This window comes from Vibrio sp. Vb1166, from assembly GCF_033338695.1.
GTDB classification, from domain to species: domain Bacteria; phylum Pseudomonadota; class Gammaproteobacteria; order Enterobacterales; family Vibrionaceae; genus Vibrio; species Vibrio alginolyticus.
Genome location: NZ_JAWOTE010000017.1, coordinates 42,527 through 57,626 on the forward strand (window position 1 = coordinate 42,527; position 15,100 = coordinate 57,626).

11 protein-coding genes are annotated in these 15,100 nt (G+C 43.9%); all 11 read right to left on the reverse strand.

Going from position 1 to position 15,100, the window contains the following annotated elements; genetic code table 11:
• Window positions 1–66 precede the first annotated feature (66 nt).
• Entirely contained in the window at window positions 67–552 is a 486-nt protein-coding gene (locus R7E51_RS16525; RefSeq protein ID WP_014386726.1) for a hypothetical protein, read from the reverse strand.
• 9 nt (window positions 553–561) lie between these two features.
• Window positions 562–2,367, reverse strand: a complete 1,806-nt coding sequence (locus tag R7E51_RS16530; RefSeq protein WP_242531429.1) for a hypothetical protein — start codon at window positions 2,365–2,367, stop codon at window positions 562–564.
• 213 nt (window positions 2,368–2,580) lie between these two features.
• Entirely contained in the window at window positions 2,581–4,425 is a 1,845-nt protein-coding gene (locus R7E51_RS16535) for a hypothetical protein (protein WP_014386728.1), read from the reverse strand.
• Window positions 4,422–6,059: a site-specific integrase gene (locus R7E51_RS16540; protein ID WP_014386729.1), complete on the reverse strand. Its 1,638-nt coding sequence runs from the start codon at window positions 6,057–6,059 to the stop codon at window positions 4,422–4,424. Before R7E51_RS16540 ends, R7E51_RS16535 begins: the two co-directional genes overlap by 4 nt.
• A gap of 459 nt (window positions 6,060–6,518) precedes the next feature.
• The gene (locus R7E51_RS16545) at window positions 6,519–7,175 is read right to left on the reverse strand and encodes a quinolone resistance pentapeptide repeat protein QnrS2 (protein WP_012537714.1); all 657 of its coding nucleotides are present in this window, start codon (window positions 7,173–7,175) and stop codon (window positions 6,519–6,521) included.
• 410 nt (window positions 7,176–7,585) lie between these two features.
• Window positions 7,586–9,058: a group II intron reverse transcriptase/maturase gene (gene ltrA / locus R7E51_RS16550; RefSeq protein ID WP_180824426.1), complete on the reverse strand. Its 1,473-nt coding sequence runs from the start codon at window positions 9,056–9,058 to the stop codon at window positions 7,586–7,588.
• Window positions 9,059–9,692: 634 nt separating this feature from the next.
• Complete coding sequence (locus tag R7E51_RS16555) at window positions 9,693–10,091, reverse strand: hypothetical protein (protein WP_206958255.1); 399 nt, start codon at window positions 10,089–10,091, stop codon at window positions 9,693–9,695.
• A complete protein-coding gene (locus R7E51_RS16560; protein ID WP_206958254.1) occupies window positions 10,091–11,995 on the reverse strand; it encodes a site-specific integrase in 1,905 nt (634 codons plus the stop codon). The genes R7E51_RS16555 and R7E51_RS16560 overlap by 1 nt, the downstream gene beginning before the upstream one ends.
• 3 nt (window positions 11,996–11,998) lie before the next feature.
• Window positions 11,999–12,487, reverse strand: coding sequence for a hypothetical protein (locus R7E51_RS16565; RefSeq protein WP_242531428.1), 489 nt, complete (start codon window positions 12,485–12,487; stop codon window positions 11,999–12,001).
• A 32-nt stretch (window positions 12,488–12,519) separates the two neighbouring features.
• Complete coding sequence (locus tag R7E51_RS16570) at window positions 12,520–13,740, reverse strand: hypothetical protein (protein ID WP_242531427.1); 1,221 nt, start codon at window positions 13,738–13,740, stop codon at window positions 12,520–12,522.
• Window positions 13,737–14,990, reverse strand: a complete 1,254-nt coding sequence (locus R7E51_RS16575) for a tyrosine-type recombinase/integrase (RefSeq protein ID WP_206958253.1) — start codon at window positions 14,988–14,990, stop codon at window positions 13,737–13,739. The genes R7E51_RS16570 and R7E51_RS16575 overlap by 4 nt, the downstream gene beginning before the upstream one ends.
• Window positions 14,991–15,100: the final 110 nt, after the last annotated feature.

The following is a 15,100-nucleotide window of genomic DNA, read 5'->3' on the forward strand; positions in this document are numbered from 1 at the left end:
ATGACTTGTTGAAGTAAAAGATGACAATGCTCCAAGTAAGAATGGGGCAAAAATGTTTTAGAGCAATTATTTTTTATAGCCTTCATACTCAGCAACACTATCAGTAAGCTCCTGCTGAAGTTCATACACTCGAAACATTAGCGACTTATTCAATACCTCAAGTTCATCATTGGTGGCTAAAGCCTCATCCCTCTCCGTGCGATAAGCTTCTTTAAGTTCGATTTGCTTCCTTAACTCATCTTTGAGCCTATCGATTTCGCTCATATCTTCTGTGGAAGCCTTATCTATTTCAGATGGTTTAGGGGTATCCAGAGTTTCGTTATATGCCTCGATAGCAGGGTTGGCGACATTATCAACGAACTCTTTGAATTTATGAATGTAACTGCGCCCTAAGCCCGCCTCGTTGTTGATTTTATTGAGAGTAAGACGGCCTTTGGCTTTGGTTCGTAAAGGCTTACCATTTTGGAGTCGAGCGAGTGCCTTATGAAGCTTTTCTTCAGCCGCCAATGTTTTCTCTTCCTGTACCAACGCCCTTAAAGTTTCTTGATTCATTTAGGTTACTTACTCCTTGGGAAGACTAATCACTTCATCAGTGAATGGTGTATAAGGGATTTCATGGGCTTTTAGTGTCAGTTCTTCCACCAAGATTTTCTGCTTTAAGCCAGTCAAGATTGAGCTCTTTAATACATCACCCGTGTTAAGATTCGTAAACTTGGCAATCAATCGCTCTCGTTGCTTAGCAATCTTTTTCGCTCCCTTATCGGTCACCACTTTATGATCGCACTCTTTGATTTCCGCTCGAAAGAGTGATGTACCACATACTCGATCACACGAAGCATTAGTACAATAGGCACCACTCGGCAGTTGCATGATGTGAAAATTGCCACGACGAAGATTCTCTTCAATTTCTGAACGAGTCATGAAGATGCGTTTTCCCGCTTTCAATTGCTCCAATCGCTCCTGCATAATGGCCTCGCCTTTGACCCCACTCAAATGCTCACTTTCGTTGTAGATCTCATCGAAGATATCCACCCCCAAATCAATCCCCGCCTCTTTCAAGTCGTTTAAAATATCCTCATCCATCAGCAGGTCATTCATCTGTGCCAATACCGCATTATTTGCGTAGTAACCTGACATATTGATGTTTTGGTGTTTGAATTGAAATTTAATCCCTGAAGCCGTACCGAAGCCATACCGCACAAAGAACACGGCAAATGACCGTCTAAAGTCATGAGAGCTTAACCCCGTGCATGTCCCGCCAACCGTTAATTGCCCCTCTCTTGAAGGGTTTAGCGTATTAAACTCCTCTACATCCTCTGGAGTGGCCTTATAGCCCAGATGGTTTATAACCCTTTTCAGTGCTTTGTAAGGATCGAATATATAGTTGTCGCTGATTTGTCGTGCAGCTTGAGGCAGCAAAAATGCGGAACATAATTGCTTTCTCATGTGCGCAATATTTTCTGCTGTTTCACCTTCCGCTTCTTTCCGATCAACGCCATTGTGATAAAACTTACGAGTTGATGCCATCATGTCATAAGCCAGCTCTAACGCTGTTTCGGCAACAGAATGTGACTGCCAAGTGGCGATAGTCGGCATTCCATCATGCCCCTTGGTTGTTTCGCCTGTGAGTATGGTCACTGGTTGACCGTTAACCATTACCGTATCTGCGCTGTCTTTGTTGAAAGATACCGCCTCGCCAATTCGTACGCCTGAGAACCCCTGAACCACTACCAAACAACTGGCCAAGATGCCAGCCAAGTCCGTAGCGCGCAAGTTTACCTTGAAATCAGGAATGCAATGGTCAATCCTCTTTATCGCCTTTGTCACCCTTTGGTCAAGTGCATTGGCGGTCATTGATAGCTCTGTTCTGCCATTGCCACTTCCTCTTTCTGCAAGCCTTTCACCATTATGGATTCGCTTTCTAATGTCATAGGCTTCCCCCATCACTTGTGAAATCTCATGACGATACGGATGGTATTTTTCAACGGTTTCTAAGGCATGGTTCATGATGCATTGATACAACTTATGTGGAATAGCTACATGCTGTTTACGTTCTTTTTTCTTTGCGCACTTTTTTAGCGCCTTTGCGTCAACATATGAACTGAGCAAGCCAACATCCGTCAGTTTATTTAATGCTGAAAGAATATGACCAATCCTTGCATCGCCAAACTGTCTCTGTTTCAGGCTACGGGTAAATGATTTCCACTGCCTGGCGTTACCTAATTGGCTCCAATCTGTCCCCTCCAAGCGGTCTGCAATGTGCTGTAGTGAGGTCTTCATGACATCCATTTGGGCGACCGATAAGGGCAAGGTACTCACTTTTTTTTGAGTGGTGATAGAACTGGTATAAAGCGTCCTGTATTCCATTCACATACTCAGGACTGGCGCTCTTAAAGCTTACGCTTAATGAATACCTCACACCAACGACATGCGACGTTGAAAAGTCCCACCTCTCAACGTGGTACGGTTTATCGGCTACGTCGAGCCTGTCTAACCCCTCGATTAAGAACCCCGTTTCGGACTTCTGAACGGGGACGGACGGAACAGCGTTATCGTGCTTATTGAGTTTGTCATTCATTGTTAAAACGTCTCCAGTAAGTCCATTAGGCTATACCCATCGCTATAAAGTGGGTGAGGGGCTTCACTGTGCATTTCTTGCGCTCGGGTGTAATTATCAGGCGCAACCTCTTTAAAATCCTTTAAAATCGATTCGATGGTGTTACACAACTTATAAAACTTGTCCGTTGGCAGACTGTTAATAGCTGGATAAGCCTTCATTTCTTGTAGCGTGTCGTTGAAGGACAGCATTAGCCAAATATCCTCGACCTCAGACACTAATCGATGATAATGACATTCGAAGCAGCCTAGGAAATCGGTACAACGCTGCTCCTTTTCTGGCTGTTTGACCCCCATGTTTTCAAGGTTTTTCTTAATTCTTACGGCAACACCTTGTGAGGAGTCCTTACAGCGAACGCCAAGGGGGGTTTGAGTGTCGTTTTCGGTTTCTTCCTTACGTAGCCGTTTGTAATCGTAGCCGTTCAATACATTGGCATGGTTAAACTTCGATTTATTCGCCGCCTCGTGAGGATCGGTGCCATTTTTCGAAAAGTCGTACAGCGCCTCATTGTTTGCCGCCAAACTCGTTCTATGATCGCTTTCGTTACCGTCAGAATAATTAATAGCAACAACTTCAATTGAGTTGTTCGCAGACATCGACACTAACCAAATGTCTTCCGTGACTTTCATTAAAGTATCAATCTTTGTTTGGCGCAGTTTTGAGGGTGTGACGTGGGCAAGCCCCAATATCTTTGTGCACTTATTGATGCTCTTTTGAGGGGTGGTTTGGCCTGCGTCAACACACCCTTGAATCTCGCCTGATTTTCGAAAATAGGGAAACACCCATTCTGTACCAGCGTTTTTCTGGAGCACCATCGAGACTTCCAACCATTGATGGAAGAACGCTTGGGTCTTTTTATGAAACCCAAGCGACGTATCAAAACCTAAGTAATTTGCACGCGCTTTGGTCATGTCAAAGTAGACCTTGCCATCTGATTTAGCGGTAAATCGAATGTCGCTAAAACGCAGGTTTAACAGAGGCGTTGTATTTTGCCCTGTAAAGCAAAAGGCGATCATCGCAGCCAGTCTAGAAAAATGATTACGTGCTGCATTCTCACCTACTACAGTCCGCTTAAACGTCCCTTTCACCTGATTTCTTTTTTTTACACTCCACCCGTTTTTCTCGGCTTGTTGATTGAACAACTCCTCACTCCAAAGTGGATGAAGGCTTGGTTTGGTGCCCTCTAAAAAATGCCGCCTAAACCCCGCGAACGCAGCAATGAACCGCCGAACAAGCGGCTTGAGTTCCCCAACCACATCGATGCCTTTATGTGAATTGGCCTGTTTCTTGGTGCCTTTTATTAATATTAATTGCTTTGCCTCGATGGGACGGTTATACGCTTTAAGGAAAAAACTCACTATCCTTTTAGCGTTACTCCAGGTTGATAGACTTTGCTCACCTCGATTACATTTATCTTGATGATAATCCATGAAAGCGTTGTATAAGTCTGGTGCAAAGTAATCGCCATTAATAGGCTTTCGATGCTCACGGTCCATCCAACGAATATATAGTCTCAGTTGTTCAAAATGGTTTTGCTTTGTGCGGTTGAAGTCCGTTCTTAGAAGACGATAGGCATCTCGGACAAACGCCTCTCTACCCGCAACAGGTATATAATCCACCCCCTTTATTTTTTTGCCTTGCTGAGAATAGTTAGGAGCGCCTTGATATAACAACTGAATAAAATGAGATGTCGCTCCGCCACATTTCAGTTTCAACTCATCCAAGTGAAGCGGCTCAACTGTTGCGGCAGGTGCCTCATAAAATGCGTCATCAAGGACAACGGGCTTTGAGTTATCTTTGCGGCTCATTTTTTCTTTGCCTCCTCAAGCTTTCTAGACGCTTCTTCGAACTCAGGTAAATCATCCAAGTCGCTCTCTTCATCAAACACACCAACGTAGTCCAACACATCTTCCCAGATTTCATCCCCCGTAGGCTTATCTTGGGCAATTTGCAGATAAAGTAGCGTGGTGGATAAATCTTCATGGCCAAGAAATGCTGATACTATTTTTAGAGCCTCGTCTGCGTCCATTTTCTTTAACAATGTCCGAAAAGCCGACACCGCAAAGGTCGAGCGTAAGTTGTGAACCACCGAATCAATGTCATTCAGCAAATTGACTGCGGCGGTTTTTCTGACCTCATTCCATCGAGTATTGATTTCTTCCAGTTTCTTAAACAACGGTATGCCAGAGTTGCTAATGAAAAGGTATTGTTTGCTTTCATCAACCCCATCAGTCCCGTCAAAGTAGGCATCGTTACCCGCCTCTCTCTCAGCCCTGCACCGTTCTTTAAATTTCGCCAAGCGTTTTTTGTATCTTGGTGAGTGGCTGTAGTTATAAAGTTCGAGCATCAGTGAACTAGGAATGATAGTGCGTCGAGACTTATTGTTGTAACCACCACTAGGGTCTTTAGTGAGTGAGCCATATTGGTCGCCCACACCCAGCCTCAAAACGGCAGTTTTCATATCAGGGCGAACCACTTGCCCTAGGTGCAAACTTACGCCTTCCTCCTTACGCAGCCCCGTGTAGCGGTAGACACGCAACAATAAGCAATACTCTTCAGGTAGGCTAACCAACTTTTCTTCGCGATTAACACTCTTAATGACTCGCTGGGTGTTAACCAGGACATTCTTAACCTCTTCCCATTCACTGTTTGACAGTGGCTTTAGGTCGCGCCTTGCATTAGGTAACTTACCCCCATCGTTTCGCTTTGACTTTGGGAAACTCAGTTTTAAATCGGTGGTTTGTATCACCTTACGACCGTAAGCGCTCATGTGAGTGCCACTGTTTTCGATGCCAATTAGCAAAGTTTCAAATTCAAACGGTGGGTTATTAAACCTCATACCCTGTCTGAGATGATGCTTGTAAAACTCTACAACTGAACGCACATACGATACGGCGGTCGTTCGAGCTAACCCTGTCCCGTTTAGCGTTGTCTTTTTGACCGCTGCTCTGTACATGAAAGTGACGCGGAGGTTTTTCCTAACCGCAAACTTATCCCAAGCAGGGCGAGGGGGGGCGATAAAGGGATCGTAATCTTCATTGTCATATTTACTATCCCACTTCGCTTGAGCATCCAGGATAAATCTGAAGTAATGAGTGAGAGCTTTTGAGGCTTGCTGGGACTCTTCTACATCCTTCTCAACGTGTTTTGCAAGAATAAACTCATTAACGCAATCCAGAGGTTCAAATGAAAGCAACCTTCCCTTGATGAAGATCGGGTTACCATACTCATCCTTCATCGGCTTACCCTTCTCATCTAGCCGTTTCAGTTTCTCGTAGCCAACTAAGTTCAAGAAGATCACCTTCTTAATATGAACGTGGCTTTCTTTGTTGCGAGAGTATTCATATTGAAGCTCACCATTATCATCAACGAACACCAACGGCTTTCTATAAGTGAAGGGTTTTAATGTTTTTGTTTTGATGTCGTAAATGATTTCAGTCACTTGAATACCTCAAATCTACTTTCTGTTCATTAATCAACCTATCACACATTCTCACCTATAAATAATGTATGGTTATCAGTATTAAAATTAGAGTCAAAAAAAAACACATGTAACTAAAAGTTAGATTGGAAACTTAGAAAACTCAGTTCTGGTAACGCCTCTAAGCCGATAATCTAACTTTTATCTAAATTATCTAAGTTTTTGCTCATTTTCGCACTGGAATTAAGATGGATAACAACGAAAAGTTAGATGAGAGGGGAGTTAGAAAAAATCTAAGTTTTTAAGCTTAGCATTAAATCGTAGGTGTGCTGCGTGCCAATAATCGATACAAAGCGAATCCATACATCGTAACTCAGAATTGGACAAGAATGAGCTAGAAGTATTGATCTAGCTCTGGTGATTTGAATTAGAAAATGTATTAATGTTGTGTATAGTTTATCAGCAGGTATTCGTAAGCATCTAGTCAGGAAAAACAACAATACCCAACGCTTCGAGAAGCTGTTCTTGTTGCCAGCTGGCAATTTTGATACCTGATGTATCGACTTTTCGAGGATCTAAACCGTCGAGTTCGGCGTGACATAAATTAGCACCCTGTAGGCTAAACTGTCCCCAGACATCTTCAGAAAAAACACCTCGACTTAAGTCTGACTCTTTCAGTGATGCGCCCGCGAGGTGAGTCCCTATCCAGCGATTTTCAAACAGCTCACATTTTTCTAAACAGACCCGCTCCATATTGGCATAAGACAGGTTACATCCAGTAATAAAGGCTGAGCAAAAGTACATACGATTACTCACTTGATTGGCAAAGTTTGCTCGGGAAAAGTTGGCCCCTTTTAAATCACACTCACGTAACTCAATACCGTAGCAATTGGCGTTACTAAAGTTTGCCATCGCAAGCTGGCATTGTTGGAAACTTGCATCGCGAAGGTCTGCGACATCAAAATGGCAACCTTCGATATCACCCTGTTCAATGAACTTGCAGTTAATAAATGTCGCATCACGCAAGTTAGCACGTCGAAAATCGCATCGGATAAAGGTGCAAGCAGTGAAAGTAATATCACTTAGATCTTGATGTGAAAAACTGTGGTGTCGATATGTGTGACGGTAGGTTTCCATGTTGACTCCTATGATGAACTGGACGCAATACTACCATCAAAGCCACATCACATCACCAAAATAAAAACACTAAAAATCAAGATCTTAAAAACCCTCATTTTGCCTATTTTAAGGGGGTAAAATAGCGCCCTGAGCCTCTATGTTAACGTTCAAAGTACGCGGCACCATTGAAAAAAGTTATCCGCTTAAAAAGCCACAGAGAAAAGGAACCCAATAGATTACTGATGTCCGCCATTAGGTAAAGTAACCTTAAACGGAAGCCTGCAATTTGAAGTAGATACAAGGTCTAAGAAGGAATGGTCGGGTGGACGACACTTGTTACCAAGTGCCGTCTCCCTAAGAACCCAGCGTGCAACTTTCACTGCACTGGGCTCAAGCCTCCACTAAGGCATCGTTTGATACCCAGCAACTCACAAAGCAGTTGGAACAGGTTCAATCCAAGAGTTACGTGCTTGTCTTTTTGACTTCCGCTTAGCCAAGTATTCTTGATAGTCGGGGTCATAAGGGATTGCGGCACTTCGGATTTTCACGTGTCGTTCTATTGGCACTTTCGCAATTTGGAACAGATTGAACTGACAATCCATGTTCATGATTTTCTGCCAACCATGAAATTGCCATTGGCCTTTTCGATTGAGAAAATACTTATGAACAACCCAGTCTTTAGACTTGGTTGGATGACGTCTAACTGCCCAGTGCCATAGTGCTTGGAATAGTTTGTGGTCTACATACCCGAATACTTGTTTAGCAACGCAGTGGCGGTAGTAATTCGCCCATCCTCTGAGTTTTGGATTTATCAGTTTGATAAGATCATTAACGGGGATAGTTGCGTGCTTTTTGATAAGCTCACGTAAATTTCTCAAAAATAACAGTGTGTTGGACTTGCTCGGTTTAATGAGCAATTTCCCTTTGTACTTCCTATGGTTGAAGCCCAGAAAGTCAAAACCATCATCAATATGAGTAATCTTCGTTTTCTCTTCGGATAGGGTTAACCCTCTTTCAGCCAGAAAGTCAGCAATCAACGGTTTGATATCGCTCACTAGCACTTCCTTTGAAGAGCAAGTGACCACGAAATCATCAGCGTAACCAATGAAATTGGCTTTAGCTCCTTTTCTCAGTGCTGTGGATTTTACGCGTTGCTCTAGTCCTGCAAGGGTCATTAGCATCAAGGTTGGAGATATTATCCCTCCTTGTGGTGTACCCTCATCGGTGTCGTAGAACAGGCCTTTATCCACAAAGCCAGACTTCAGCCATTGCTCTAACATACGTTTATCTACGGTGATATTTTCCATAAGCCATTGATGCCCGATTTTATCGAAGCAAGCTTTAATATCGCCCTCAAGAACCCATTTTGCTGATTTCTTCTGTGCCAAACATATAAAGCACTGACTAATGGCATCAGCGGTGCTGCGGTTTGGTCTGAAACCATAACTATTGAGGTCGGCTAGTGTTTCAGAAACAGGCTCTAGTGCAAGCAGGTGGAGCGCTTGTTGCGCTCTATCTATCATACACGGAATACCTAGAGGTCTGAGTTTGCCATTCTTTTTAGGGATGTAGATCCGTTTGAGTGGTTTTGCTTTGTAAGTCTTGCGACTCAGTTGATTAACCGCTTTCATACGGCGTGCATCTGTGTTCCAGATGACACCATCTATTCCAGGCGTTTTACTGCCTTTGTTTTGAGAGACTCGCTTAACTGCCAAAAATTTAGCAGAGCGAGAATGAGTCAAGAGCCACTGTAAGGATTTCACCTTACCGTATTTCTTTTCTCTCGTTGCTTTTGCGATACGCATTTGAAGCTTTAATACGTGCGCTTCAGCGGATTTCCAGTCAATAGACTGCCACTGAGCACCGTCAGAAGATGCACTAATCTCTTTCGAGATCATCATTTGCTTTTCTCCTTAAATAAAGTTCTTCAAATTCTCTCGCAAAGGGAGACCAGTCGGAAGTGGGCTCACTTTCGTGATCAGGCATGAGCCTGTATCTGCATCATTACAATGCAACTTTCGCTTTTTCCGACCTCCTCTACCTGCATCACTATCGGCCACAAAGGCTTTCCCTTAGGGAGTGATACAGGCTTACCCTGTTCCGTACGTTACGTAAAATGTCAGGTTAGATGCCCACTCTAGTGCGGGGAGCGTATCGATCACGAAAGAGCATTGCCCAATCTCTTTCCGACTCCCATTGCCTTTTTGGCTACAGCGTAATAACCACTTCCGCTGCTTCATCGTATAACGCACCTTAAATGGATTCACTTACGTTCATCATACTGACTACCTAGCACTCACCCGATTTGTGGTTATCAGGAGGGTCTTCTTCTCACGATTCAAATCCCGAACGGGATATTCCCGCTCTTCGTTACATTGTCTGAGCCGCTGCTTTATTCAGGCTCATAGGTTCATCTGGTGATACAGAGGGTTCACTCATAAAGCGGTGAACAACGCTTCATACGACTTCAGGTCGCACGGGCAAAGACGAGTTAGCGACCTGTTCAGCCCTTCTGTTCAGCCCTTCTTTTTAAACTTAAGCCTTGATGTTCTTCACATTAGTAGACTGCTTTCTTGTTGATGTCTTGTAGCGGTGCAACTCCCACGTTAACTGAGCCACGGACGTTGCCATTACTTTCATTTCATCTCTAAACTGGTCATTCTCGGCTCTTAGGCGTTTATTTGACTCTTCCAAATCATCATATCTTTCCTTATCAACCTGCTTCTTCTTTTTGGATTCCCCTTTCTTAGCCACGACGGGGTTAGGGTGGTAGCGAGCCTTTTCTGCCAGAACCATTTCCAAGATAGTAGGGTGATTCTTGCATGACCCGTTTGCCACGCCTGCCCTTTTTTCGACTGCATAGGGGCTCACCTTCTTGCCTTCCTTTTTCAGTGCTTCGAAGGCATTAATCAGCTTGGTTTTTACGTTTGCCATTACAACGCTCCTAATTCAAATCGTTCAAACTCGATGTTATGATCACGCATCACTTTCTCGGCAGCACGGATGTCTGTTAACTCACGAGCGAGCGTGTTCTGGTTGTAGAACCCCATGTCTTTCATTTGCTGTAATCTTCCTGCAATTCGTCTGTGACGCTCTTGCCAACGCTGCGCCTCTTCCTGATTAATGTTTAAATTTTCACAGTCACGACCAACACAACTTGATGGCTCAAACAAGTGCTCCATTTTGCACTTAAAACCAGCAAAGCATCTGCCATAACCTGTCGATTTATTTGCCCCTTTTGTTGTCTTGGCAAGCTCTTCAAATCGCTCTTCGGTCATTACGTTAGGGTCACCCTCAAACGCTTTCATAAACCCACCTGACTGTTCTTCAGGGTGGTCTATCATGTCCCGCAGATAGGTTTTATGGCTTTCCATTTCTGCGTCTTCAACCGCCTTCTTGATGTTGGCGGGATTCTCGATTCCAAGCAACGTTAAGACCTCAGCATGACTGGCATAAATAGCGGTCATTGATAGGCTAATGTGTTTGAACTGATGCTTCAAAGCCGCCAGCGACACTAAACCATTTCCGACCAGAAAATGGGCAAAGGTACGTCTCAGTGAGTGAGTCGAAAAGTGCCAATAAAACGTGCCATCCTCCCGCTCTTTAATAGGGTTATATTGAGCAGGTACGACAGGGTTTAGCAAGCCATACACCTCATCCATTTCATCGGGGTCATAGGTAATATCAAGGTGCTTTGAGTAGCCAGTAATGCTATGTCCAAGGTTTGTTGTATTTAGCACCACATCGTTTAGCTGACGTTTGATGTTATCACTAACCCCATGCTTACCATCGAAGCTAAATCGTGGTGAACAGTGAATGTCACCTTTATTGGATCGATAGTCATTATTTAGTGCTGTTAAAACCTCTAGCGCCTTTTCACAGATAGGGGCGCACGCCCATGCATCCTCTCTAGGTAATGTCTCTAACTTACGAGTCCAAGAACGCAGTGTGCATAGCTTGATACCGTCAAGGTCAACTTCTTTGTAAGAGGTCGAGTCTATTTGTGTTAACTCACTGATTCGCATGCCCGTAAAGGCAGAAAGCGTCATAAAACAAGCACCTTCTATCGCCCTGAATTCATCACAGGCTTGGCGCTCGGTAATCCCATACTTTTGAGCATAAGCTTTTACATCGGTAAGGTTTTCCAGTTTTTCATGTGCAGCGGTGACATCTTCTATCAAGCGCCCCATCAGTTGCTCATAAATAACAGGGATAACCGTCGGGTAATGCCCTTTACCAGCGCTTGAATACTGCTTGGCGATTTGTTTGAGGCTTTTTCCTTCTTGAATACCGAGTGAAAAGTGACGCTGCTCTGGGAAGTGTTTGTTGAGTTGTCTAAGGACGCTTAGTGCTTCTAATCGATGTTTTACCGTCTTTTCACTGTGCTTTTTCTGTTCATGAAGCAATTGACTAAAAACCAACTCATTACTGAGTAGAGAGAAGGAGTCAATGGAAGTGTCTTTAAATACTCTCAGGGCATAGTTTGACTTATTCGCTATGACCCGACACTGACTAAATTTACGAAAAGTGCCCCCATCCATGTGAAGCAGGTTACCTTTTACTCCCCAAATCAAAAAATAGAGTCGCTGCTTGAGTTCAATAAGCAGATTGGGGTTGTGCTTTTTTGGGTGAAAACTAATTTGGTAGTTCGATTTCTTGTCGTTCGTGAGATTAAAAAATACATTAAAATCCCAAACATCATCACCGAAATAGGAAACTGGGTTGCCTTCTTTATCCACGCTCACTACTGCGTCGTCACTAGGCATGGGAAACGGGTTCGATGCTAGCGGTAGAGCATACTTTTCAAACTTATTGAAATCATGACTGATACTGTACATGGTTTACCCCCTGAATATGTCCATAACGGAGTTTTCATCCCACAGAGGGTGGCACTCTCGCTCTAATTGCTTCATCGCAGCTTTGAGGTGAGCCTTTTTAAACCGTGCTTTGAGCTTATTTAGGTTCGCCTTCACTTCACCAAAGTTCGTGATGAAGTGCTCTACGTTTTGGTGCACCAACATGGCGTCATTCAGTCGCTGCTCAAAGGAAAGCAGCCGCCATATGTCGTGCGGGTCATCCACAACACCGAAATTCGAGCAGCCAAAGCATTTCACGACGAAGCCGCAACCTAGCTGGGATTTTTCTTCATCAGAAAGGACACCACTTCTGTCTACGGTTTTTTGAAATTCTTTTTTCTGAGGGGTGTCGGCTCCTTTACAAAAACCACCGTTCTGATTCTCAACCACACGATGCTCAGTATCGGCTTCCTTTAAGGCTTCCCATTCCTCATGCGAAACCACCTCACCAATCGCTTCTTTGGCTTGTGCCACTGCGACAACCGTTCCTCCATCGGGATTTTTACCTAAGTTGTGCACGCCGTTAGGCCAAGTGCTAATTGGTTTCTGGCTTCGCCTTTAGTGACTTTGCCATACTTGGCGTTGTCATAAGTCTCAGGTGCATTACGGGTGTTTTGTGCCGCCTTGCTTCGCCCTAGCTTCTGCTCTGCGTACTGCTTAATGGATGATTTCAGTAGATTACAGTTCAAGCGGAAATCAGGGCTCATCTCTATTAAAGCTTGAATGCGCTTAGAGTGTTTAACCAGATAATCTTGAGCATAGCAATTGAGGTTCATTACGCTTGGAGCATTACCGTTCATTTTTAGGAAGAGGTAATGCTTATCCAAACCCAGAAAAGTAGAATGCGCCTTAGATAACGCAAGATGTGATTCAAAAAAACGTTTACAGGATGCTCTTGGAGCAAATGAGCGAAGTTCAACCGTGTTCCCGCGAGTCTTAAATCCCTCAATGCTGATGCGACCTGTTCCTGATTTCTGGCACACCCATTCATCTTCTAAAAACATACTCAAGGTTTCTGTTTGCCCTGTTCCGAGATAGTAGATGGTCAGAAATACCGCATTGCAGACTAATCTATCAAACGCAAACCGCCTTTGAGCTTCAGATAGTGACTCATCCTGATAGCGCTCTAACAGCGCTCTGCGGTCAGCGAGCAAGGCGAAGGCAATAGAGCGCAACTGCTTAGGGGTGTAGTTATCAGAATCTAACGATGCTGAACTCGTATCAAGGTTTCTGGCTGCTTTAGGGATTGTTCCGAAGCCAAACTTTTTGCAGATTGAATTTAGGTTTGAACCTAGCCAGCCAAGATATTTCGGTTTGATAGACTTACCATACAACCCCTTACCTGTACTTGCCATTGAAAGGTAAGTCGCATGGATGTACTGGGTGCATGTTTCAGTAGAGAACTGGACTTTGGCTTTTCTTTTTCCGCTTTGGGCATTAAATGCATGACGAAGGATTTGTCGGATAGTATTAAAGTGGTTGCACCTTGATGCTTCGCGCCACCCTGACTGCTGGAACTTGGAAATCAGCAAGCGAATATGCTCATCCGTGGCATACGCCTTTAGCTCCGCAAAGTCACATGTTGAGTTGTAACCATTACTGTTCTTCCAAGTATATTTCCACTTGGTAATTGCCGTCAGTGTGTTGTCGGTGACCATCTCCGTGGTCGGTGTAGAGCGATAAGCACGAGCGTTTTCTTTGGGTTCGGTATCCATTACATCAGTCACGATAGCGTTTCATCCTCTAGCAAGTTCATGGTTATCTCGGGGATTTGGTTCTTTTCAGGATTGCCCTCGTAATGCTTGAGGTACAGCATGGTGGTTTCTAAATCTTTATGACCCATTTCGTCCTTTAGCATTTTCAGCGCTTGCATCATCGACAACTCTTTAATTTGAGCCAACGACTCAAGCTTATAAGCGCCAAACGTTGCCCTGCAATCATGCTCTTTATGCTTAAAGTGAGGATTACTGTTCTCTTGTATCGCAGCGCGTAACTTAGCCCACAATGAGTTGAGACTCTTAGTGGTGAACGGTTCTCCATTCTTATTGATAAAAGCGGGAGGGTTCATATCACCCGTATTCATGAAGTACAACTGTTGCCGCTTTTTATATCGCTCACTTTCATGGTACTCATTAAGTGACTTCATCAACCAAACAGGCATAGAGACTTGTCGGTTGATATCATATTTGGTTTTGCAGTCGTGGTCAGGCCCAATCCAGATGCCCGTTAGTGTCTTCCCTTTGAAGCCCTTGGGAATAGCAAAGTGTTTAGGCTTAATGTCTGTGACCTCTATAGCGCGAAGCCCTACAGAAAGCGCCACACTAATCATTAAACGAAATTCTTTAGACAGCCCATTGCAACGCCAATTGTCCCTCACATGCTGTAGGTCAAGGTCATTCAATGGCTGTAGATTGGTTTCTCTGGTTGCGCTTCGGATTGAGCAGTCCGTCAAGGTCTGCCCGTACTTGGTAGTGCCCGTCACTTCAAACGGCAATTGAGAAATGTACCCATGGCGGTAACAAAACAGATAGAAGCGCCTCGCAATTGACAGAGCTGAAACGGCAGTGCTTCGACTCAAGTTACCTTTTTCTATCTCACCTTCTAAATAAGCTCGATAAAGGAAAATTGGGTAGCGCTGTAATCGCTCTTCGTGGTCGTCCCATTTTAGGTTATTGGCATCCAAGTATCGGTAATACCTCAACAGATGAAAGCACGTTGGCTTAACGTCCTTCGCCCCCTCTACGATACGACGACTTAAGATGTAAGCATTGGGCTCAAACACTGGCTTACCTTCGCTGGTAAACAGCATGAGAACACCTTTGAATGACATTGGCTTATCAACGGTAAACAATTCCTGAGTGTCTTCGTATGACACCGAATTTTCAGCGCCAAAGGAGATGGCAATCTCTTTAGTTACCTCAACGTCACCGATGTTAATGTATTCCTCTGTCTCTATGAGGTGATAGAAGTGCTCCATACCTGACTTTATCTCAATCAATCAAATCTAATTATAAGTATTACTTGTAATCTAATTTTGTCAACGTATATTTAGATCTAGTGTTAATCTAATTATAACTATTGGAATTC